This is a genomic window from Bradyrhizobium lablabi, from assembly GCF_900141755.1.
GTDB lineage: Bacteria > Pseudomonadota > Alphaproteobacteria > Rhizobiales > Xanthobacteraceae > Bradyrhizobium > Bradyrhizobium lablabi_A.
In genome coordinates this window covers 7,870,703-7,892,346 of record NZ_LT670844.1, presented here as the reverse complement: position 1 = coordinate 7,892,346, position 21,644 = coordinate 7,870,703, and the positions used below count along the sequence as shown (strand labels likewise).

General features: G+C 61.8%; 25 protein-coding genes and 1 tRNA gene. 9 read left to right on the top strand and 17 right to left on the bottom strand.

The window, feature by feature from the left end; genetic code table 11:
• The first annotated feature begins 71 nt into the window (after positions 1-71).
• Positions 72-161, top strand: a tRNA-Ser gene (locus B5526_RS37115).
• Between the two features lie 158 nt (positions 162-319).
• Positions 320-1,450: a tyrosine-type recombinase/integrase gene (locus B5526_RS37110; protein WP_079544557.1), complete on the top strand. Its 1,131-nt coding sequence runs from the start codon at positions 320-322 to the stop codon at positions 1,448-1,450.
• Between the two features lie 130 nt (positions 1,451-1,580).
• Here B5526_RS37110 and B5526_RS37105 read toward each other — a convergent pair whose 3' ends face one another.
• Complete coding sequence (locus tag B5526_RS37105; RefSeq protein WP_154071643.1) at positions 1,581-2,336, bottom strand: hypothetical protein; 756 nt, start codon at positions 2,334-2,336, stop codon at positions 1,581-1,583.
• Positions 2,337-2,573: 237 nt separating this feature from the next.
• Positions 2,574-2,804 (bottom strand): hypothetical protein, encoded by a 231-nt coding sequence (locus B5526_RS37100; protein ID WP_079544555.1) that lies wholly within the window; start codon positions 2,802-2,804, stop codon positions 2,574-2,576.
• A 367-nt stretch (positions 2,805-3,171) separates the two neighbouring features.
• Between B5526_RS37100 and B5526_RS37090 the strand changes: the two genes are divergently transcribed.
• A complete protein-coding gene (locus B5526_RS37090; protein ID WP_079544553.1) occupies positions 3,172-3,690 on the top strand; it encodes a hypothetical protein in 519 nt (172 codons plus the stop codon).
• Positions 3,691-3,734: 44 nt separating this feature from the next.
• Here the strand turns inward: B5526_RS37090 and B5526_RS38280 are convergent, their stop codons facing one another.
• The 15 genes from B5526_RS38280 to B5526_RS37030 all read right to left on the bottom strand — a co-directional run bounded on the left by B5526_RS38280 (position 3,735) and on the right by B5526_RS37030 (position 13,978).
• Positions 3,735-3,878, bottom strand: a complete 144-nt coding sequence (locus B5526_RS38280; RefSeq protein ID WP_154071642.1) for a hypothetical protein — start codon at positions 3,876-3,878, stop codon at positions 3,735-3,737.
• A gap of 169 nt (positions 3,879-4,047) precedes the next feature.
• Entirely contained in the window at positions 4,048-4,911 is an 864-nt protein-coding gene (locus B5526_RS39845) for a glycine-rich domain-containing protein (protein WP_433994612.1), read from the bottom strand.
• Positions 4,908-6,035: a hypothetical protein gene (locus B5526_RS37080; protein ID WP_079544552.1), complete on the bottom strand. Its 1,128-nt coding sequence runs from the start codon at positions 6,033-6,035 to the stop codon at positions 4,908-4,910. Before B5526_RS37080 ends, B5526_RS39845 begins: the two co-directional genes overlap by 4 nt.
• Positions 6,036-6,143: 108 nt before the next feature.
• Positions 6,144-6,299, bottom strand: coding sequence for a hypothetical protein (locus B5526_RS38275; protein WP_154071641.1), 156 nt, complete (start codon positions 6,297-6,299; stop codon positions 6,144-6,146).
• A gap of 175 nt (positions 6,300-6,474) precedes the next feature.
• Entirely contained in the window at positions 6,475-7,158 is a 684-nt protein-coding gene (locus B5526_RS37075; RefSeq protein WP_079544551.1) for a hypothetical protein, read from the bottom strand.
• Positions 7,159-7,211: 53 nt separating this feature from the next.
• Positions 7,212-7,568 carry a hypothetical protein gene (locus B5526_RS37070; protein ID WP_079544550.1) on the bottom strand — a complete coding sequence of 119 codons (357 nt, stop codon included), beginning with the start codon at positions 7,566-7,568 and terminating at the stop codon, positions 7,212-7,214.
• Between the two features lie 2 nt (positions 7,569-7,570).
• Positions 7,571-9,058, bottom strand: coding sequence for a hypothetical protein (locus B5526_RS37065; protein ID WP_079544549.1), 1,488 nt, complete (start codon positions 9,056-9,058; stop codon positions 7,571-7,573).
• Positions 9,055-9,465, bottom strand: a complete 411-nt coding sequence (locus B5526_RS38270) for a hypothetical protein (protein ID WP_154071640.1) — start codon at positions 9,463-9,465, stop codon at positions 9,055-9,057. The genes B5526_RS37065 and B5526_RS38270 overlap by 4 nt, the downstream gene beginning before the upstream one ends.
• Before the next feature lie 194 nt (positions 9,466-9,659).
• Positions 9,660-10,037 carry a hypothetical protein gene (locus tag B5526_RS37055; protein ID WP_079544547.1) on the bottom strand — a complete coding sequence of 126 codons (378 nt, stop codon included), beginning with the start codon at positions 10,035-10,037 and terminating at the stop codon, positions 9,660-9,662.
• Entirely contained in the window at positions 10,034-10,765 is a 732-nt protein-coding gene (locus tag B5526_RS37050) for a recombinase family protein (protein WP_079544546.1), read from the bottom strand. Before B5526_RS37050 ends, B5526_RS37055 begins: the two co-directional genes overlap by 4 nt.
• A 63-nt stretch (positions 10,766-10,828) precedes the next feature.
• Positions 10,829-11,119 (bottom strand): hypothetical protein, encoded by a 291-nt coding sequence (locus B5526_RS37045; RefSeq protein WP_079544545.1) that lies wholly within the window; start codon positions 11,117-11,119, stop codon positions 10,829-10,831.
• 210 nt (positions 11,120-11,329) lie between these two features.
• Positions 11,330-12,727, bottom strand: coding sequence for an AAA family ATPase (locus B5526_RS37040; protein ID WP_172842182.1), 1,398 nt, complete (start codon positions 12,725-12,727; stop codon positions 11,330-11,332).
• Positions 12,727-12,960 (bottom strand): hypothetical protein, encoded by a 234-nt coding sequence (locus tag B5526_RS38600; RefSeq protein WP_172842181.1) that lies wholly within the window; start codon positions 12,958-12,960, stop codon positions 12,727-12,729. Before B5526_RS38600 ends, B5526_RS37040 begins: the two co-directional genes overlap by 1 nt.
• A complete protein-coding gene (locus B5526_RS37035) occupies positions 12,957-13,409 on the bottom strand; it encodes a single-stranded DNA-binding protein (protein ID WP_079545997.1) in 453 nt (150 codons plus the stop codon). Before B5526_RS37035 ends, B5526_RS38600 begins: the two co-directional genes overlap by 4 nt.
• A gap of 353 nt (positions 13,410-13,762) precedes the next feature.
• Positions 13,763-13,978, bottom strand: a complete 216-nt coding sequence (locus B5526_RS37030; RefSeq protein ID WP_154071639.1) for a hypothetical protein — start codon at positions 13,976-13,978, stop codon at positions 13,763-13,765.
• 600 nt (positions 13,979-14,578) lie between these two features.
• Between B5526_RS37030 and B5526_RS37025 the strand changes: the two genes are divergently transcribed.
• The 6 genes from B5526_RS37025 (at position 14,579) to B5526_RS37000 (ending at position 21,619) form a co-directional block, all read left to right on the top strand.
• On the top strand, positions 14,579-14,947 hold the full coding sequence (locus B5526_RS37025) for a GNAT family N-acetyltransferase (protein WP_244562154.1): 369 nt from the start codon (positions 14,579-14,581) through the stop codon (positions 14,945-14,947).
• Positions 14,948-15,295: 348 nt separating this feature from the next.
• Positions 15,296-16,624 (top strand): MFS transporter, encoded by a 1,329-nt coding sequence (locus B5526_RS37020; RefSeq protein WP_079544542.1) that lies wholly within the window; start codon positions 15,296-15,298, stop codon positions 16,622-16,624.
• A 113-nt stretch (positions 16,625-16,737) separates the two neighbouring features.
• Positions 16,738-17,646, top strand: coding sequence for a LysR substrate-binding domain-containing protein (locus B5526_RS37015; RefSeq protein WP_079544541.1), 909 nt, complete (start codon positions 16,738-16,740; stop codon positions 17,644-17,646).
• A 139-nt stretch (positions 17,647-17,785) separates the two neighbouring features.
• Positions 17,786-18,730: a 5-dehydro-4-deoxyglucarate dehydratase gene (gene kdgD, locus B5526_RS37010; RefSeq protein WP_079544540.1), complete on the top strand. Its 945-nt coding sequence runs from the start codon at positions 17,786-17,788 to the stop codon at positions 18,728-18,730.
• 50 nt (positions 18,731-18,780) lie between these two features.
• Positions 18,781-20,136, top strand: coding sequence for a glucarate dehydratase (gene gudD / locus B5526_RS37005; RefSeq protein ID WP_079544539.1), 1,356 nt, complete (start codon positions 18,781-18,783; stop codon positions 20,134-20,136).
• 34 nt (positions 20,137-20,170) lie between these two features.
• Positions 20,171-21,619 carry an aldehyde dehydrogenase family protein gene (locus B5526_RS37000; protein WP_079544538.1) on the top strand — a complete coding sequence of 483 codons (1,449 nt, stop codon included), beginning with the start codon at positions 20,171-20,173 and terminating at the stop codon, positions 21,617-21,619.
• Positions 21,620-21,644 lie beyond the last annotated feature (25 nt).

Genomic DNA, 21,644 nt, shown 5'->3' with positions numbered 1-21,644 from the left:
TGGTCCAAGTTCGGTTTGTTCACAGGCCGTTCTTGATCTCGCGGTAGCTAAGTGCTTGATGTCGCGGCGACGGAAGGGTGGCCGAGTGGTTTAAGGCACCGGTCTTGAAAACCGGCGTGCCCGCAAGGGTACCGTGGGTTCGAATCCCACCCCTTCCGCCAGAACATTGTTCTCCCGTATCCACCCACGTCTATAGATGTTTTTAAAGCCTCGGAAAACCGGGGCTTTATTTCTTCCGGCGTCTACCGGTGTCCGCCGAAATGTGCCAGCATCCACGCTACAGACGTGGGTTGGCCCGTGGGATTAGGCGGACACTTCAATGGCATTGACCGCATTTCAGGTGAAGAATTCGAAGCCCGGTGACAAGCTGAGTGACGGCGGCGGATTACGGCTCGATGTCGACAAAAACGGCAACCGAAGTTGGATTTTTCGCTTCACGTCGCCGGTCACTGGCAAAGAGCGATACATGGGCTTGGGGCCTGCTGACGACGTGACATTGGCGCAGGCGCGCGACGCGGCGCAGGACACCCGCGCCCTGATACGCGACGGCAAAGACCCTATCGAGGATCGCAATGCCAAGCGCGCCGAGGCCAAGGTGGAGGCCTCCCGCTCCGTCACGTTCAAGGTCTATGCCGATGGATTCATTTCCGGTCGCGAAGCCGGCTGGAAAAACAACAAACATCGCCAGCAATGGCGCAATAGTCTGCGCGACTATGCCCATCCGCATATTGGCCATTTGCCGGTCGCTGACGTCGACACGGAGGCTGTTCTGAAAGTGCTGCGGCCGATTTGGACCAAGAAAAAAGAAACGGCTCGGCGTGTCCGCGGTCGCATCGAAGCAATTCTAAATTCCGCCAAGGCCGAAAAGCTCCGCACTGGCGAAAATCCGGCGCTTTGGCGCGGTCATCTCGACCAGGTGCTTGCCCGACGCAAGAAATCGGACGTGAAGCACCATCCTGCCCTGCCCTATGAGGAGATGCCGAAATTCTGGAAATCGTTGGCCAGCGACACGAGTAACGCAGCGCGCATGTTGCGGTGGATTATTTTAACCGCCTGTCGCTTTAACGAGGCCTACGAAATGGATCCGACCGCCGAAGTGAAGGGCGATCTGTGGACTGTCCCCGCGATCCGCATGAAGGGCGACCGACCGCACTTTGTGCCGCTCACGCCGCTCGCACTGGCGCAATTGCCGTTCCGGCCGGTATCTGACGTCACCCTGGCGAATTGCATTGCGCGCCACACCGATACACCGGCAACGACGCATGGCATGCGGTCGACGTTTCGGGATTACGCGGGTGACGAAACCGAGGCCGCATGGGAAACGGCGGAAGCCGCGATTGCGCACGTCGTGGGCGACGAAACCGAGATCGCCTATCGGCGCCGCACTGCGCTGGCAAAGCGGCGCGAACTGATGATGACTTGGGCGGACTATTGCAACGGTGCGGTTTGAGCCCCGGCGCGCGCCACAATCCCTAGCGGCTTGCCGCCGGCGTGAACCGGCGGGGTTTTGTCACCGCCCTACGCGCGCGAAAGCCGCCGAGCGGGGGCCCGGCGGCTTCGTACAGCGCTGGTGCTGGATCTTAGGACGAGTAGAAGGGCATGCTGCAGATCGGCGCTTCCCAATCCTTGGCGGCGAAATCGGCATGCTCGCGGATCAACCCCGTCAGCATCGGCCGCAGCACCATAAGCACGGCGATGTCGCCGATGGGTTGCCGTGCCAGGAAATGCCGATATTGCGTGATCATATGCACGGCCGCAACCTTCTGCGGCATGTCTGCAGCTGACACATCGAGGTTTTCGATCCTGTCATTGAGATCAAATATCCGATCACTGATCGCATCGATCTGGGCTTCCAGTTCGGGAAGCCCAGCCTTTCGCTCTTCCTCGCGTTGACACCGAAGCCGCGCGACCAGCTCGCGCATCCGCCGGCGATATTTCGCACGAATTTCCGGCCGTTGTTTTTCGCCAAAAAATCGAAGATCGCGCTCGAAATCCCTGCGGATGGTGTACGGCGAAGGCCGCTTCAGGAGCTGGACGATGTAATGCGCCGGCTTGTGGTCATCATCGATCGCCGGCCAGCCGACAATGCCGCCTGTCCATGTGCCGTCACCGCGTAGATACTCGTGACCGGCCCGGGCCCACCAGGGAAGACTCGCGTCGGCAGCGACGTATTGCGCATGCAACTCGCGCGATCGAGCAGCGAGCGCCGTACGTTCCTCATAAAGCTTGTCGATCTCTGCGCGCCCCGAGTTCTGGACTGCAAACGCTGCGGCAGACTGCGACGCCAAGAAAGTGGCGCCGGCCGTTGTGGCCGCCGCCGAACCCATTATGCCCATGACATTTCTCCGGGTGTGTTTGTCAGTGCTCGGAGAAACGTCTGATTGCTGGACCGGTTCATCTTGTCCGGTGGAAAGCTGTGGACAAGATGACGACCGACCGAGCCTCGCGATTTGCCTACAGGCCTCGCGGCGCAGGCGCGACAGCGCTTTGAGGGCGCCGGCATGCTGTTCAGGGAGCGGCGACGAAACGTCGACCAGCGGCTTGCTGGCGGGCTGTGAAAGGCGCTTCATAACTCAAACCTCCGCCATCGCGAGAATGTGCTCGGCGGCGCCGCCGTCGAGGGTCTTGGGTCGGTCGACCTCGACCAGGGCCGGCGCAAGCCCGTCGTCTTCTTCCGTGGCCTTGAAAGCGGCCGCGACGAAGGGATCGCGTAGCAGCTGCGATATTCTCAGACGGTTAACGGTGATCAGAAATTCGGACGTGCCTGTCCGTTGCGTGATAAACACGCCTGTAGCCTTGGGCATGGGGTAAATCCTTGCTCGGGGTTAGAGCCGGCGGCGAGGTTGCACCCTTGCCCCGGCTTGATTTCGTGATATCATGACCTCATGAGCAAATCAATCACGAAATCGCCAAAGAAACGAGCCGCGGCCACCGGAGAGCCCGTCCTGGTCCGTGTGCAACCGCATATGGCGAAACAACTGGACGATTGGCGCCGGCAACAATCCGATTTGCCCGGCCGCCCGGAAGCAATCCGCCGCCTGGTCGAGATCGGGCTGAAGGTAAAAGGCAAATGACCGAGGACGGTCGGTAGGCCAGACGGCGTATCATCACTGCATACTTGCCCTCCCGCCCCGGTTGCGGAATCATGCCCTGATTATTTTGGGGCATTTCATGAAAATATTTATTGGCTGGTTGGTGGCCGCGGTGGCACTTCTTATGACGGTCACAACTGCGTCGGCGCTGGACCATCAATGGAATTGGAGAAGTGTCGAGGCCGATAATGGTGCGGTCTACAAGATCGACCTAAATTCGATCAATCACTACAGTAACGGCACTGCTGACGCCTTTGTCTACTTTGTCGAGGGCGCCGGATACAATCCCGAAAACCTCCGCGTCCTATGGTTCGACTGTCGCGGCCACTATCGCGACCAGACTGGCGGTCTCGGGCCGGTTCTCTACGCGCCGCCGCGGTCGGCAGCCGGCGCGCTCGCCGACATTGCATGCGGAACGCAGCGGACGCCGCCGACACCTGACTATTGCAAAGGATTTTCGGAGACGGATTGCGCGCGAATCCGCGAACTCGTCAAAGCAAGGGTGTCGCCAGTTTTCTGCGCTTCCGACTATCCGCACAACCGATTGTCGGCGGAACAGGAGCTAATCTGCGTCGTTCGAATGGTCGAGGGCAAATAGCGACGGTTCATCCTTTGACCGTCCGCAGCTGCAGGCCTGAGCGGCTACTTGCGCTGCTTCTTCGATTCGCGGCGCTTGAGCTCACGCTCGACCGCTTCGCGGACCAGATCGGCCCGCTTTTCGTTGGTCTCTGAATCCAAAACAGCATCGATCCGAGCAAGCGTTCCCGCTGGGAAACGCGCCGGCATTTGCTCTTCGTTGATTCGTTTTCGGCCCGGCGCAAGGGGACACGTCGTGAGCCATCTGCTGAAGCGGTTACGCCTGGCGATTCGTCGGCTCATCGAACGGTACGAGCACCAAAGGGCCCGGAAACGTTCAGGCCCAATATGGCGCGCGCTGAGCCGTATCAGGGACTAGTTAGTTCACCCTGGCGATGATGATGCCGGAGCCGCCATTGCCGCCGCTCGGCGCGTAGGCTGTAAAAATGCCGCCGCCGCCGCCACCCGTGTTCGCCGTGCCAGATGTTCCAGACGACGCGCCAGCCGCACCACCCCCACCAGAACCGCCACTGCCCGGTGTTGTGTTGGCAGCACCACCGCCACCACCTGCATAGGTAACGGCGGAACCACTAATCGATGATGAGCATCCCGCACCACCATTGCCGCCCGTCCCTGTTGTTCCGGGGCCACCATTACTACCGACCGCCCCACAGCCGCCGCCACCGCCTGCATTTTGTGAAGCGCCGCTGTTGCCTCCAGCATTACCCTGCCCCGCCGTTCCTGCCGCGCCCGCACCGCCACCGCTACTATAGCCACCACCGCCAGAACCACCGCTAACAGATGCGATAGAACTAATACCGCGCCCACCTCCTACCGCAGTGACGAGCGCGCCGAGTGATGAGTTACCTCCGCTCGTAGCATTATTTGATGCCGTCGCCCCCAATCCACCGTTGCCAACCGTAATCACGTAGCTGCCTGCGGATAGCAAAGTGGCTCCAGTCAACAGACCGCCAGCGCCACCCCCGCTGATGTCGCCCCCGCCCCCGCCCGCCACGACGAGATAGTTCGCTGTTCCGCTGCCCGTGCACGTCAGTGTGCCGCTGGCCGTGAATGTATAGACATCGTGCCCGCTAACTACTGTGTGCGTGCCGCCAGAGCAAGACAGCGGCGTTCCCGATGCAAAATTCACATAGGGCGGGGCAAAGATTTGAGCCCTTGCGGCTACGACGCCAAGCAGCAGGCAGGCGGCAACCGCACTCCGCAGGATGATCGCTGGCCTCATTGGAGGGCCTTCACAGAATATGTTGAATCACCACCGGCACGGATGATCGAGATAACGAACTTGTTGCCGTTCGTGGTGGTCAGGCCGTCCCCGGTGTTGGTGCCGACCGAAAAGCCCGTGAATGTTGTGGCGCCAGCCGAAGCACCGTTCGTGACCTTGAGCAGGCAGAAACCATCGTTGGATGGTGCCGTGATCGTGTAGGCGCCGTTGTTGGTGATGGTCTGGATCGGCCGTGAGCCGCAGTCCACCGTGATGTTGCCGGTCGATTGCGATTGCGCCGTGACGTTCGCTCCGCCGGTCAATACTTGATCGGCGATGTTGAGTGCGGCCAGCGTCATATTTACGCCGGCGCCGGTCCATGTCGTGTTGTCGGTGCCAGCAAGCGTGATCGAATTGTTGACGACATATGTCTTTCCGTCGGCGATCGTCAGTGTCGATCCGGTAGCCGGTGGCGTGATCGTCAGCTTGTTGATCGTGGTCGCGGTCGCAGCGCCGAGGTTCGGTGCAGTCAGCGTCAGCCCGGCGATCGTTGCCGCCGTGCCGCCAAGAGCAACGTTGGTGCTGCCGATGGTGATCGACGAATTAGCAAGCTCGCTGTTCGTAATGCTGGCGGCAGGAAAGGTCTGCGTCGCCGTCCAGGTGTTCGGATTGGCGAGATTGATCCCGAGATTATTGCTGCCATCCTTCAACAGCGACGAATTGAAATTGAGCGCGTAGGTCGTCACGCCGCCCGGGAACGTAACAGCTAGTGGCTGCGTTGCCGCAAAGCTGGCCGACGAGGCGCCGCCGAGCGGCCCGACCGTCACGCCGTTGACCTGAGCAAAGATGCCGGCCGCGGTCACCCACATGTCGCCATTGACGGGGCTTGGCGGCGTCGTCCCCGGCGCAAGATTAAATCCAGCCGTCGTTCCGAAAGGCGGGGCCACCGTCACCAGCCGACCGAGCATCACGCCGCCGGCGACGTTCAACGGGTTGTAACTGAGGACGTCCTGTTTTCCGGCCAGAATCGAATTCCACTGCGCGGGGGTGAGGACCTGGCCGAATGTCAGGTTCGGCGACGTCTGAGCGAGCGCCGGTGTCGCGCATAGCGCGGCCGCGAGCGAGATTGCGAGATGTTTTTTCACTTTCGCTTCTCCATCGCTCGATGGCGCGGATGAACAGCGCGACGCTCCGACTTCGGATGCTGCCCAATCTGGCATGCGCCGACCGCGGCGACGCCGATCGCGCAAGGTTCAGCGGCGATGCACGGCGCAAACTGCAGAAGCGACGCGACGATAGCGATTGAGCAGGCGACTGAGATTCGCATGTTGGTTTCCTTCGGTTGGACTGGATAGTTGCCCGCCGCCGTTACGTCGTCCGCGGCGGCGGGCAATGATGAAGGTCGTCATGGACACCGCCCTTCACCAACTTTGTCGGCCACCGAGCGCGAGATTTTCGGTACGCTCGCGCCGACGTTCGGGGTTACTTGGTATCGCGCCACTCGCCGAATAGGTCGCGCCTCGCGCAATGCGTAGCGCGAGGACAGGAGCGCTAATGCTTTCCCAAACACGCGCTCCATTCTGATCAGCTCGCCGGCAACGGCGTGTCGGCGTCGACGGCCAGCTGCTCGAGGGCCGCCGCCCAGGGCGCAGTCAGCTCTGACAGCGCGTTGGGTTGAGGCTCATGCCGAATGCCCTCGAGATCCCAGTTCTTGAATTCATCAGGAATCATAAACTGCCGTGAGAACCACCGCAGATCGAGGTGGCGCTGCTCTAAGTCTTTCTTGGCAGCTTCGAATTTGGTGAGCAGATTTCGAATGCCAGGCTCAGAGCTCACAACGTCGCGGACGCGGTCCCGCAGGTGACGCTTCGCCCAGTCGAGCTCGCTGGTGCAAGCCGTAAGACGTGTTTGCAACGTGGCTTCCACCGCCTTCAAGGCTTCTAATTCGTCCTCTGCATCCTGCAGCGCGCGCCGGGCTTCCTGGATGCTGACCGGCGCCTCGCCTGCCTTTCCAAGCAAGCTCTCGGTCATGTGCTTTGCGGCGTTCGCTTTCGCATTCTCGACGGCCGCTTTTGCCTTCTCGACGGCCTCCGCCTGGTTGCCGTCGTGGTAGATGCGGGCTTTGGCTTCGTCGAGCGCCCGCGTGGTGGCGTCGTGTTCGCGCACTGCAGCGGTGTGGCGCTCGATCGCCGCGGCGAGCGCGACGCGTTCCGGCGAGCGTGGCGGTGGTGGCGCGGATTTGCTGGTGGCCATGCGCAGAAGTGCCATAGGTCTTGCTCCTCAAAGTTTCGGCGTCACGCCAGGCGCCGGCGTCTGTGGCGTTAGCCAAGCACGCGGATCCGGCGAAGCCCGAGGCTCTTCCGGTGTTCCTCGAATTTCGAGTAAGACGTCGACCGCGCGTCGGCGATCGCTGCCCGCATCGCGTCCTCGCCAAATCGTTTGCCGCCGGGCTGCATGCCCCTGAACGGGGCGGGATCGTCGGCGCCCAAGGCACCCTTGCTTGCACCAAAATATCCGCCGAACCTCTGCATGAATTCGTTGAATTCTTCATCACTGAGCTTTTCCATGAGGAGTGCCATCACCTCCTTGAGGCCCGAACCGCCTTCGTTATCCTTGGCGGAGTTGCGGCGGCCTTCGCGGTCTTCGTTTCGGCGGCCTTCGTGATCGTATGTCGACATTGTTAGTGCCCTTTCATTGCGTTGAGGTTGGAACGTGAGTTCATGTTGCGCGTCAGCGCCGCGAATTCCGCGGCGAATTCGGAAGTGATGATGAGGGGCGCCGCAGCGCTGGATATCTGAACGATCGCGCCAGCGCAGGCATTGGCGGAATCATCATTCGCGGATGCTGAGCCGTTATCGTCTACGCTTTCGCGGCCGGTAGAGTGCACGCGGCGCTCAAGGCCGACGAACTGATCGCGGAGAGTTTGATTGTCCAGAAGGCGGACCTGGCCGGAAAGCAGCATCGGCAGCGCCGCGAGATAGAGCTCCGACTTTGTAAGTTCGCTCGCTTCATACTTGATGCCGGCGCGCGCCCATTCGTCGGCGTTCCAGCCGGCGCTGTATCGATCACCCCGGATCGAGGTGATGCGGTAGAGCTTCAAAATCGCGGCGTATTCCTTGACGACCGCGGCAGGGATGAAGCGAGGCTTGCGCTCGCGGAGGAAGTCAAGGACGGCTGTGCCGTCCCGCTCACGATGGGCGATGGCGAGGCTGAAAGCGTCCTTTCCGGTACCGCCGGCGGCGTCCGTGAAGGCAACATAGTCCATGTCAGGCAATGGTGCTCGCTCTCGAACACCGAAGTCTGTCGCGGCCTCGACGACTTCACGCGGTATGAAATCGGAAACGTCGTCGCGCCATTGGGAGCCGAATTCCGCTCCCGCCCGCTGGGGGTCTTTGCTCATCGCCTTCGCCACAACCTTCTCAGGAAGGGCGGGATTCATCGTGCGGCTTGGTGCCAGCCAGCAGATGGCTTCGGCTTCGTTGTTACCATGAAGTTCTTTCCACCGCCGGTACATGTAGCCCTTCTTGCGGTGGACGGAGGAAGCCATAATCATCAATCCGCCATCGGGGATCATGGCCATGCCGGGCTCGGCTGCGGCGACAACCTCCTCGTCGCTCGAGGAGGACGCGGCGTCCGTCTGCCAAAAACAAACCTCTGTACCCAGCACGGCGATCGCGCTTCGGCCGCGCACAAGTGCAGCGTCGTTTGTCGTGATCTCAAGGGCGGCGCCGTTCTTAAATTCAATCTGCTCATCCGTGTCGCGCGAGACCAAGGCCTTGATCATCGGAGCCTCGAGGAGGCCTTGGCAGTACCGCCGCAGGATCCTCGCCTGTTTTTTGTCGGCGCCGAGCAGGATCACGGTCGCCATTTCGCCCGCGCTCATGATCTCCTGCCACTTCGCCGCCAATGCCGCGCGGAAAATCGCCGTTGCGGACATGAACCGGTCTTTGCCGGTGCGCCGGCCGCCGAGCAGCGTCAAATCGCTGACCGGCCCCTTCGGGAGCTCCGTTCGCCCGGTGCATTCGCGGAATAGCGCGGCCTCTCGCTCGTCAAGCGGTTCGCCGCTGATCACCTTCGCGACCGTATGCCACGTCCAAAAGGAAGGCGCCTGAAATGGCGCCCCGAGCAAGTTCACGTCGCGCATGGCTGCAGCGAGGGTGATCGTCATGGACCACCGCCGGCGGCCTTATTGGCCAGGTATGACTGCAGATCGGCGACGGGTTCGCGATGGGCGGCGGCGCCGATGTTGAGGCCCAAGCGGCGGGTGGCGCGGTCGAGAGTGCCCTCCAAGCGCGTAAGGTCGGTAATCGCTACATCCTCGCCCCGGAGTGCCTTTGCGCGCATCTCCTGGGCGAGAAGTGTCAGCCCCGCGGCGCGCTCGATCTCCACCATCTGCAGCGGTGTGACGCGATCAGGCCCGCCGAGGGCTGTGACGTAGCCATCGACCAGCTCTTTGCGCCTCCGGTTGATGCCGGGCGGCCGTCCACCGAGGTTACGGGTTGCTGGTTGAGGTTGCGCGCTCATTGTTCGATGTTGCCGCACTGGTTTCGCGAGGTTTGAACCGAGTTTCAGCAAAGAAACTGGCTCAAAGTGTTAACGCAAGAGCGCACCGCTCCGCTGGCGCGCGGCTCGATTGGCTAATCAGAGTTGGTCGAGGCTGAGCGGGGTTGAGGGAAGCTGAAAATAAATTTCGGACGTGTGCCGATCGCTGGCTGTTTCAGGCCGCTTCGCCGCGCCGTCGCGGTTTCACACGGGCGAATCAGCCCACGTCAAAGGCTCGCGATCACTGCACTCCGGGCGAAATAAACCCCGGCGATGAAACCGGCCACACAGACAATCACCAGCACATAGGTTAGCTGGTGCCATCGAATGGCCGTGCTGGTGCTTCCGTTCCCGTAATATAGCTGCGTCAGGTAGCCTGCAACAAACGTCGTCGCGGCGCTCACCGTTCCCACACCAAATGAAATCAGCGAATTTCCGATTGCCTGGGCGATTAGAGTTTTGTTGGAGCCGCTTGGCGCGTGGCTTCCGATGAACGTCAACAGCGCAATTGCGGCCCCGCCGTTCAGCAGCAAGAGCGCCTTCATGCCTTCGATCGCGTACTTGGTGCCCTCGCCCCAATGCCATTGCTGCTCTTGGGGCGTCATGCGGTCTCCTGCAGCCGCTCGAGGACGCGCGCGACCTGGTTGGCGGACCATGTGCCCTGCCCGCGCGCCGTCGGGATGCCTTGAGCATTGAGCCCCGCTGCGATGGCACGCAGGCTCGCTGCCCCGGCTGCCTGCAACGCTCTCACGGTCGGGCCGATGTCGGCCGCCCTGGCGTCCGCACGCTGCTGTATCGCCGCCTGAGCCTTGGCGATGGCATCGGCAGAGCCGCGGACCACTTCGCCATAGATCTTCCGGCCACGTTCGTTAATGCCGATCACCTTCCGGCGACGCCCGCCGAGCTTCGTGCCGCGCGCCTTGGCGGCGGCCAATGCCGCCTTTGTGCGGGCGCTGATCATGCGCCGCTCTTCCTCCGCCACCATGGCCATGATTCCGACCGTGAGCCGGTTGGCATTCGGCATATCGGCCGCAACGAAATCGACGCCGGCCTTGTCCAATCCGAGTAGGAAGTGAGCATCGCGCGATAGGCGATCAAGCTTGGCAATGACGAGCTTTGCGCCGTGCAGCCGGCAGGCAGCCAGTGCAGCCTCGAGCTGTGGCCGATCGGCCCGCTTTCCGCTTTCCACCTCGACAAATTCCTTGATCAGTTTCCACTGGCCGCCGTTGAGATAATCGGCCACAGCCGCGCGCTGCGCTTCGAGGCCAAGGCCGCTTTTGCCCTGCCGATCGGTTGAGACCCTGAGGTACGAAATCCACTTGCCGTCTGCCATTGCCGCCCCGTTACAAACAGTCCAACCTTCGTTGAGTTATCCGTAACAGGTACAGAGTTGCTGTCAAGCGGCGCTTTTTCGCGCCGCCGATCGGCGAGCATATTCCGCAAACGCCTCATTGATCGCGCTCTTCAACGCGCAGCGCGCCGAGCGGCCTGGCGGTTTGAAGGTCGGAACGGTGCCATCGTCGACAAGCGCTTTTGCCTGGCCAACGGTGATGCCAAGCCACCGCGCTATCGCGCCCAGGCCGAAGAGCACGTCGCAGTCGATCGCCGGCAAGGCCGGCTCGTCGCGCGGCGCTATTTTTTTCTCGGCATCGGTTTTTGCGTCAAGCGGCTCTCCAAGGGAAGTCATCCCAATTCGACGCCTCCGCTTGCTTGGATCGATGTGTCCGGACCGGCCGTCAGGCCCAGGGATCGGCACCTTCGATCACCCGGGGGTATGGGGGGTGAGTAGGAAGGGTGATCGAAGCATGATCGAAGATGATATAAGGGGTGTTCGAATAGGTGAAAGAAGGATGATCGAAGCCAAATTTTGATGATCGAAGGATGATCGAAGGGTGCTTTAGCCATCCTTGGACACCTCGGCGCGGGCGATGCGGGTTACTCTTTTCGATGGCGGTCCCTCCTCGATGGTGACGATTTTGCGCTCGCTGAAGAGCCTCTCCATGGAGGTTGCGAGGGCCTTGGGGGTGATGCCGGCGGCGTCCGGGTCGATCGCAAAGACACTCGGCGCGTATCCGGAACCCTTGGTCGGATAGACCCGGCGGCCCTGAGCGGTCCGCTTGTCGAGCAGCTTCAGGAACAGGTCATCGATCTTTGCGAAAGTGGCGGCCTGCTGTGGCGTTGACTGAACGGTCTTGAGGACGAACGATCCATCCTCCCAACGGAGCCTGACCTTCTCGCCGGCGGGACCATAATTGCTCTTGACGACTTCGAGCTCGCGGAAGGCAGCCTCTTCCTCCTCCACCGTCCGCAGATACAGGCGGGACCGGACGACGTTGCTCCAATCCATGTTGCCGCCGCGGCCGGTGCCGCTGTTCATGCCGCTCAGCGACGGATGGTCGAGCAGCACGATGGCGCATCCCGCCTCTCGCGCCAGGCGGCGAAACATGCTCACGAATGTTCGGGCTTGGACCCGGTCGTTCTGGTTACCGCCGAAGACCGCGGCGACGCTATCGACGATCAGCAGCGCCGGCCTGACATCCGTCACCGATCTGGCAAGAGCCTGGAACGTTGCCGTCGGGGCGATCGTGCCGGCGGGTGTAGAGATGCCCAGCAAGGCCTTGTCGGGTTCCGCGAAGTGAAAATAGAGATGCTCGATCTGTTCGGGCTCGATCCCGCGCTTTCGAGCGACGCGATCGAGGCGCCGGCGCATTTCGCTTTCCGGCTCCTCGGCGCTGAAGAAAATGACGGGGCCCGACAAGGTTGTCGTTCCGAGCCAGTCGCCAAGATTGCGCGCGACGGAAACGCCGAGTTGCAGCGCGACGGTCGTCTTGCCGAGGCCTCCATCACCGGAAAGGATGGTGACGTCATCGGCCGGGACGCGATGTGTCGCGAGCCAGCGCATGGGCTCGAGCTCGACGCCTTTCCACTGCTGTGGGGTGACGAGCGCGAGTGGTGATTGATCGCTCGGCGCCGTGGACGCGCTGTGCCCGCCGTAATCATCAGGTCCAGCCGGCATTGGCGGCTCGTCCTCGTCGGCCAATGCGACCGCGCCTTCGATCACATTGGTGATGTGTTCTTCCAGTTCGCTGCCTGGCGACCCAACGAGATTATGAGCCCGGGCCGTTTGCCAAAGCTTTTCACTCACGGCTGTCGCGCTGAGGAACCCGTCGCGGACCAAACCGCCGACGGCGTTGGCGCGGTCCACAAATACGGAGAGCTTTTCGCCAGGCTGGGCGAGCGAAACATCGCGGCCGATATAGGCAAGGCGATCGACCGGCGGGGAGAGCTGGTCCATCATCGCCACCTCGCGAATGCTTCGCTGAGGATCTGTTGAATTTCGTCCTGGCCGTACTTTGCGACAAGCCCTTGAGCTCCGGCGGTCTCCTGCATACCGTCGACCGCGGTTTGCAAGTCCATCAGGCCATTTGCGACGAGCATCGCGCGCGCCCTGGCGCGCTCGCGGAACACCTCGATCGGCGAGGGCTTTGCGCTTTGATGATGATCGATCTTTCGGGCTGCGCTGCTCATCGCACTGCCTCAAAAGGTATGTCGTCGTTAAAAAACGCTGGCCCCCCTGCTGCAATCTCTGGCGTCGCGTCGGGCAAGATCGATTGTTTTGCAAGCGCGTCCGCAGCTTTGCTGCCCGCCGGAGGCGCCTTCTGCTTTTTCTCGCGAGGCGCGGGACGCAGCCCCAATGCAGCATCCGCGAAGATCGTCCTGCTGATCTTCGTTGTCCCGTCGTTCGCGGCGTAGGTTTCGACCTTCAGTTTGCCGCGCACCGAAACGGCGTCGCCAACCTCGAGCCGCAACAGCTCGAACTGTCCGCTTTCGGAAAAACTCAAGACGTTCCAAAAATCGCCGCCGTTGTCGTCCGCCCCGGCCTTCACTGTGCAGGTCGTGAAGAGCTTCCCGCTCTTCGCCGTCTTCTGCATCGGTGCGCGAAAGATGACGCCGCTGATCAATGCAAATGCGGTCATGCGCGCCCCTCGTCGACGAAGAGGACGCCGCGCGCCCGTGTTGTAGGGTTGCCAGCGCGGTCACGCGCTATCGCGACCACCACCACCGCGGATCGGCCGCGACCCTGCTTCAGAATCTTTCTGGAAAATTCGCCTGGGAAAGCTGCTCTGATACGCGTTCGCACATGCGGCCGCGCCCGGAAGAATGCCAAGTCATCCTCGCCGTTGGCGTCGGGGCGCGAGTCTTCCGGATACAAATTTGGTCTATGGGGTTTGCGCCGGTTGGGAACTTCGGTATTATGCGGGCTGCCAAGCTCTGCAGATACCGGAGGAGCGGCCCACACCGTTGGGCCGCTTTTCCTTTTGCCGCGCAATCAGGCCGCCGAAGTTTCCGTTTCCATCCGGCGGCGCCATTCCGCCGCGGCTTCAACGCTGATGAGCGTGCGAGTCCCGACTTTCATTTCCGTGGGCCCCTTGCCGCGTTGTCGGAGATTGTAGAACGTCGCGCGCGAAATGCCGTGATCTGAACAGAACTGGTCGACCGAAAAGGCCTTTCGGCCAGGGGCAGCACCAGGATCGGCGATATGCATGGGCGTGATTCCTTGGAGATGATCTCAAGACGAACGAATCGAACCCTCCAAGGCGGGTGTGGATGTACATCAGTGGGCTACAAAAGACAATCCCGAACTAACCTAATCTTCGAAGTCATGACCATATCTTTTTGAATTGTCATATAAATATTTTTTCGCGGTAAGCACCAAAATCGCGGTGCGTACCCGCTCCTGACGGCATCGGGCGACGTAAACCGGCGCCATGCGCGGGCGAGAGCGTGGGGTAACTCGTGGGTAGGCTTCACAAAATCCAAAATAGCCGAATTATATCAATTATATGCGGAGGACACCCCTTCCGCCAGACCCGCCGATTCTACGCTATTGTGTGCGAAATGATATCCAACGCCGTCCGGCGTTGCGCCAGATGCACGTGACCGACGGCGAGGAATTGGAAACTTGAGCGAATTCGTCTTTCGGGAAGTAAGCCATGAAAATTGGCCGGATTTCGCCGGCCTCTTCGAAAGCCGAGGCGGACCAAAGAGCTGCTGGTGCATGGTCTGGCGATCGACGGCTACGGAAGCTAGACAACGCGATGGCGCAAGCCGCCGGGCTGCGATGCAATCCAAGGTCGAGGCCGGCGTGCCGATCGGCATTCTCGGCTATCGTGACGGCGCCCCCATCGCCTGGTGTTCGATCGCGCCTCGGGACACCTACCGCCATCTCGGGGGCCTTGATGATTTCGAAACGACTGAACGAGTCTGGGCGTTGGCGTGCTTCTTCGTTAAGCGAGAGTATCGCGGCCACGGAATCTCGAAAAAGTTGCTTCTGGCAGCCGTTGATCATGCCGCGCGCAACGGCGCGACCATCGTGGAAGCCTACCCTGTCGATCCGGATTCTCCGAGCTATCGCTTCATGGGCTTTGTCGAAACCTTCAGCGAAGCCGGCTTTCAGAAGGTAGGACAGGCCGGTCAACGGCGTCACGTCATGCGCTTTCCTATCCCGCGTTGACCAGATGAAGCCGGTCATAGGGCTATGGCGTAGACATAGTGCTCATCATCGTCGGTCGTGGCCCGCCAAGGTTCAATTCTCAGACGCTCGCTGCCTTCAGAAGAGTCAATAGAAACAGCGTATTGTCTGACCGATTGCATTTGCTGGTTTAATCTCCTTCGTGAGAACCGCAAGCCCCGTTCGCGGTCTTGCCGAGGTTCCCCCATCAATACCCAAATTGAATTGACCGATGCTCAATCGGTTGTCGATCCCCGCCCCGCACGTCTCCTAGAAACATCGCACCCAACCGCAGGGAACGACGACGAAGTTCACGACCAGCGGGCTCGGGTAGCGTTCTGGGAGGAACCAATGACCGTGACGATCGCCGCCGTCGAAGCCAAGAGGTCCCGCGTCCGCATCTTCATCGTGCTGATGCTGTTTATCGTGACGACGGTCAATTACGCCGATCGTGCGACGCTCTCGATCGCGGGCGCGGCGCTGTCGAAGGAGCTTCAACTCGATCCGGTCGCGCTTGGCTACGTGTTCTCAGCCTTTGGCTGGTCATATGTTGCAGCCCAGGTCCCTGGCGGGTGGCTGCTCGATCGCTACGGCTCAAAATGGGTTTATGCCTGCAGCATTTTGATTTGGTCGGTCTTCACATTCATGCAGGGCACTATCGGCTTCTTCGCGGGCGGAACTGCGATCGTCCTGCTATTCGCGTTGCGCTTCCTGGTCGGTCTCGCGGAGGCGCCGTCGTTCCCCGCTAACGCCCGCATCGTCGCGGCCTGGTTTCCGAGCAATGAACGCGGGACCGCCTCGGCCTTCTTCAATTCGGGGCAATATTTTGCGACCGTATTGTTCGCGCCGCTGATGGGCTGGATCGCCCATGATTTCGGCTGGCGCTACGTCTTCTTCGTGATGGGCGCCGTTGGTCTGGTCATCGGGCTAATCTGGATCATGACCATCCATGGTCCGAAGGACCACCCCGGCGTCAATTCCATCGAATTCGACTACATCAAGGACGGCGGCGCGCTGGTCGACATGGACGCCGGCCAGGGTGCGCAAAGCGGGCCAAAATGGGACCACATCCGGCAACTGCTCGGCAATCGCATGATGCTCGGGGTCTATCTCGGACAATATTGCATCAACGCCCTCACCTACTTCTTTCTGACCTGGTTCCCGGTCTATCTCGTCAAGGAACGAGGCCTGACCATCCTGCAGGCGGGGTTTGTCGCGACGCTGCCGGCGCTCTGTGGATTCTTGGGCGGCGTGCTCGGCGGCGTGATCTCCGACGTCATCTTGCGCAAGACCAACTCGCTGACGCTGGCGCGCAAGATCCCGATCGTCGGCGGCATGCTGCTCTCGATGGCGATCATCGGCTGCAATTATGTGGACGGACAGGCGTTCGTCGTCGGCCTGATGGCGCTGGCCTTTTTCGGCAAGGGCATCGGCGCGCTCGGCTGGGCTGTGGTGTCGGACACCTCGCCCAAGGAAGCCGGCGGGGTTTCGGGCGGCCTGTTCAACATGTTCGGCAATCTGTCGAGCATCACGACGCCGATCATCGTCGGCTACATCCTCAGCGCCACGGGCTCCTTCAACGGCGCGCTGGTGTTTATCGGCGCCAATGCGCTGGTCGCGGCGGTCGCCTACCTCTTTGTCGTCGGCAAGATCGAACGGGTGCAATTGCAACCATCCTGACCGCGTTCACCCCGGCTTGCGGGCGTTCGGGACAGGCGGCCGCCATTGTGTCTATCGAGGGATCGATGCTAAACTTGACATCAAGGCAGTCCGTCCATTCCGGACACGCATCGATGTTCGATCTGAGCCAGCTTCGCTGTTTTGTCACTGTGGCTGAGGAGCTTCATTTCGGCCGGGCGGCGGCGCGGCTCAACATGACCCAGCCGCCGCTCAGCCGGCAGATCCAGGTGCTCGAGCACATCGTCGAGGCGCCGCTCTTGGAACGCACCAGCCGCTCGGTGCGGTTGACGCCGGCCGGGCGAAGTTTTCTGCCCGAGGCCAAGCGTATCCTGAGGCTCGCGGAAAGCGCGTCCCAGGTCGCGCGCCGGATTGCGACGGGAAAAGCCGGATCGATCAAGATCGGTTTTACCGCGGCAACGGCTTACGGGTTCATGCCGGAACTGGTCGCGGCCTGCCGCACCCGCCTGCCCGAGGTTGACCTATCGCTGAAGGAAATGGTCTCCGGCGATCAGCTCGAGGCGCTGGCGTCGGGCCAGATCGACGTCGGTCTGTTGCGGCCACCGGTCGCGCGATCCGAATTCGCCTCGATCCGGGTCGTTGCCGAGCCGCTTCTCGCCGCGGTGCCCGAAGCTCATCCGCTCGCCGCTGTCGAAATCGTCGCGCCGAAGGATCTCGACGGCCAGCCCTTCGTTATGTACTCGCCTTACGAATCCCGATATTTCCACGACCTTCTGGTCACGCAATTCACGCGGGCGGACATCCTGCCGCGCTATGTCCAGCATCTCAGCCAGATCCATTCCATCCTCGCGATGGTGCGGGCCGGGCTCGGCCTCGCCGTCGTGCCGGAGGCGGCCGCCAGTCTGAATTTCAGGGGCGTCACGCTGCGCCCGCTGCGATTGCGGGCGCCGGCGCTGGTCGAACTATTTTTGGTCTGGCGCAGAGAACATGAAAACCCATTGCTGCCGTCGCTGATCGAGATCGCCGGCGGCCTCGCATCGGCCCACACGAGAAAAGAGGATTGATGCGTATTCGGCATTGTTCGATCCAGTGATTGGCTTGGACGTGCATCGGCGCGCTCACTAGAACTGCCCGCACAGCAAGCGCCTCGCCAATCATTTTAGGCACGCGCATCCCCGATTTTTTGGACACGGAGCGGCTACGATGAGCAAGATGACCCCGCAGGACATGGCCCGGCACATCGGCAGTGGCCTTCTTTCGTTTCCCGTCACGCCGTTTCGGCCGGACTATTCGTTCGATGAGGCAACCTATCGCTCCAACATCGACTGGCTCTGCGGCTACGACGTCGCCGGACTATTCGCGGCCGGTGGAACGGGCGAGTTCTTTTCGCTGACACCGGCGGAGGTCGCAAAAGTCGTCGCCGTTGCCGTGGACGAAACCAAGGGCCGCACGCCGGTTCTCGCCGGCACCGGCTATGGCACCGCCATCGCCAAAGAGATCGCAGTCTCCGCCGAGCGCGCCGGAGCCGACGGCCTGCTGCTGCTGCCGCCTTATCTGGTGCATTCCGAGCAAGAAGGCTTGGCCGCGCATGTCGAGGCCGTCTGCAAATCGACCAGCCTCGGCGTCATCGTCTACAACCGCGACAATGCGATGCTGAACGAGGACACCCTCGCCCGGCTGTGCGAGCGTTGTCCGAACCTCGTCGGCTACAAGGATGGCGTTGGCGATATCGAATTGATGACCCGGGTTTATTCGCGCATGGGCGACCGGCTGACCTATGTCGGGGGATTGCCGACCGCCGAGACCTTCGCGCTGCCTTATCTCGATATGGGCGTCACCACCTATTCGTCGGCGGTGTTCAATTTCGTGCCGCAATTCGCGACCGACTTCTACGCCGCGGTCCGGCGCCGCGACCACGCCACGATCGCGGCGGGTTTGAAGAATTTCATCCTGCCGCTGATCGCGATCCGCAACCGCAAGAAGGGTTACGCCGTGTCGATCATCAAGGCGGGCATGAAGGTGATCGGCCGGGATTCGGGTCCGGTGCGCTCGCCGCTGACCGATTTGACTGCGGCGGAGATCGCCGAAGTCGCGGCGCTGGTGGCAAAGCTGCCGGGCGCGGTGGCGGGCCGGCCTCAGGCGGCCTGATAAGGACTTAAACGGCAGGCCAAAGCGGGACCTGCCGCCGGGAGGAAAGAGTGATCCAGGATTCCGTTGGTGCGGGTTTCTCCGGTGCGCCGACCGTTACGGCGATGCAGGTCATCCCGGTCGCCGGGCGCGACAGCATGCTGCTCAATCTGAGCGGCGCCCATGCGCCGTTCTTCACCCGGAACATCGTCATCCTCACCGACAATGCCGGCCATACCGGCGTCGGCGAGGTTCCCGGCGGCGAAAAAATCAGGCAGACGCTGGAAGATGCCCGCGCTCTTGTCGTCGGCCAGACCATCGGCGCCTGCAACAACATTCTTGCCGCCGTTCGCGCGCAATTCGCCGATCGTGACGCCGCCGGACGCGGCAAGCAGACATTTGATCTTCGGGTCACGATCCACGCCGTCACCGCGATCGAATCGGCGCTGCTGGATCTGCTCGGCCAGCATCTAAAACTTCCGGTCGCCGCCTTGCTCGGCGAAGGCATTCAGCGCCACGCAGTTGAGACGCTGGGCTATCTGTTCTATGTCGGCGACCGCCGCAAGACCGATCTCCCCTATGCCGACGGAGCGGGCGCGGAGAACGATTGGTTTCGCCTGCGCCACGAACCGGCGCTCACGCCTGACGCCATCGTGCGCCTCGCCGAAGCCGCGCAAGACCTTTATGGTTTCGCCGATTTCAAGCTCAAGGGCGGCGTGCTGCGCGGCGAAGACGAGATCGAGGCGGTGACCGCGCTCGCCAAGCGATTCCCGAAGGCGCGCGTGACGCTCGATCCCAATGGCGCTTGGTCGCTTAGGGAGGCCGTTCACCTGTGCAAGGACATGCACGGCATTCTTGCTTACGCCGAGGACCCCTGCGGCGCCGAGGACGGATTTTCCGGTCGCGAGATCATGGCGGAGTTCCGCCGTGCCACGGGACTACCCACCGCGACCAACATGATCGCCACCGACTGGCGCCAATTGTCCCATGCGCTGCGCCTTGGTGCCGTCGACATTCCGCTTGCCGATCCGCATTTCTGGACCATGCAGGGCTCGGTGCGCGTGGCGCAAACCTGCCGCGACAATGGCCTGACCTGGGGCTCCCATTCCAACAACCATTTCGACGTGTCACTCGCGATGTTCACCCACGTCGCGGCGGCGGCGCCCGGCAGGGTGACCGCGATCGATACCCATTGGATCTGGCAGGACGGCCAAAACCTCACCAAAAATCCGTTGCGGATCGTCGGCGGCAAGATCCCCCTGCCCGACCGCCCCGGCCTTGGCATCGAGATCGATATGGCTGCACTCGAAGCGGCGAACCGGCTCTACAAGACCCATGGGCTCGGCGCCCGGGACGATGCGATCGCCATGCAATTCCTTATTCCCGGCTGGAAATTCAACGACAAGCGTCCCTGCCTCGTACGCTGACGCTTTTTTGCCTGCCGCCCATTGGAGAAGTCGAATGAACGCTATCCTGAAGAACTACATCGCCGGCGACTGGGTCGAGGGGCCCGGCATCAGCCGCAATATCAACCCGTCGAACACCAACGATATCGTCGGCGAATATGCCAAGGCCGATCCGGCCCAGACCCAAAAGGCGATCGCCGCCGCGAAGGCTGCTTTCCCCGCCTGGTCGCGCTCGACGCCGCAGGAGCGGTTTGACGCGCTCAACCGCGTCTCCATCGAAATTCTGGCGCGCAAAGAAGAGCTCGGTCGCCTCTTGGCGCGCGAGGAAGGCAAGACGCTGCCGGAGGGCATTGGGGAAGTCGCCCGCGCCGGGCAGATTTTTGCGTTTTTCGCCGGCGAGGCCTTGCGGCTGACGGGTGAAAAGGGCGCATCAGTGCGTCCGGGCCTCGAGGTCGAGATCACGCGCGAGGCAGTCGGCATCGTCGGCCTGATCACGCCGTGGAATTTTCCGATCGCGATCCCGGCATGGAAGATTGCGCCGGCGCTGTGTTATGGCAACACCGTCGTGTTCAAGCCCGCCGAGATCGTGCCGGGCTCGGCTCACGCGCTCTCCGAAATCATCGCGCGCTCGGGGCTTCCTGCCGGCGTCTTCAATCTGGTGATGGGCTCCGGCTCCGTCGTCGGCCAGACCATGCTCGAACATCCCGACGTTGCCGCGATCTCCTTCACCGGCTCGGTCGGAACCGGGCGCCGGATCGCGCAGACCTGCGTCGCCTCGACGCCGATGAAGAAATTCCAGCTCGAAATGGGCGGCAAGAACCCGCTGGTCGTGCTCGACGACGCCGACGTCAAGGTCGCGGTCGAAGCCGCCGTCAATGGCGCGTTCTTCTCGACCGGCCAACGCTGCACGGCTTCGTCGCGCTTGATCGTCACCGAGGGTATCCACGATCGTTTCGTCGAGGCGCTGACCGAACGTGTCAAAGGCCTCGTCGTCGACGATGCGCTGAAGGCCGGAACCCAGATGGGACCTGTCGTGGACCAGACCCAGCTCGATCAAGATTTGCGATATCTCCAGATCGGCAAGGAAGAAGGCGCAAGGCTGCACTGGGGCGGCGAAATGCTCAACCGCGAAACCCCCGGCTTCTACATGCAGCCTGCGATCTTCACCGGCGCTGCCAATGCGATGCGGATCGCACGGGAGGAGATTTTTGGACCCGTGGCCTGCGTCATCCGGGCCAAGGATTACGACGAGGCGCTGGCGCTCGCCAATGACACGGAATTCGGTCTGGCTGCGGGCATTTGCACGACAAGCCTCAAATACGCCTCGCATTTCAAGCGCAACAGCGAGGCCGGTATGGTGATGGTCAACCTGCCGACCGCGGGCGTCGACTATCACGTGCCGTTCGGCGGCCGCAAGGGATCGAGCTATGGCGCGCGCGAACAAGGCGCTTATGCCCGCGAATTCTACACCATCGTGAAAACGGCCTATATCAATCCGGTCTAGGCGCAGGACAAGGCAAGGGAGAGTG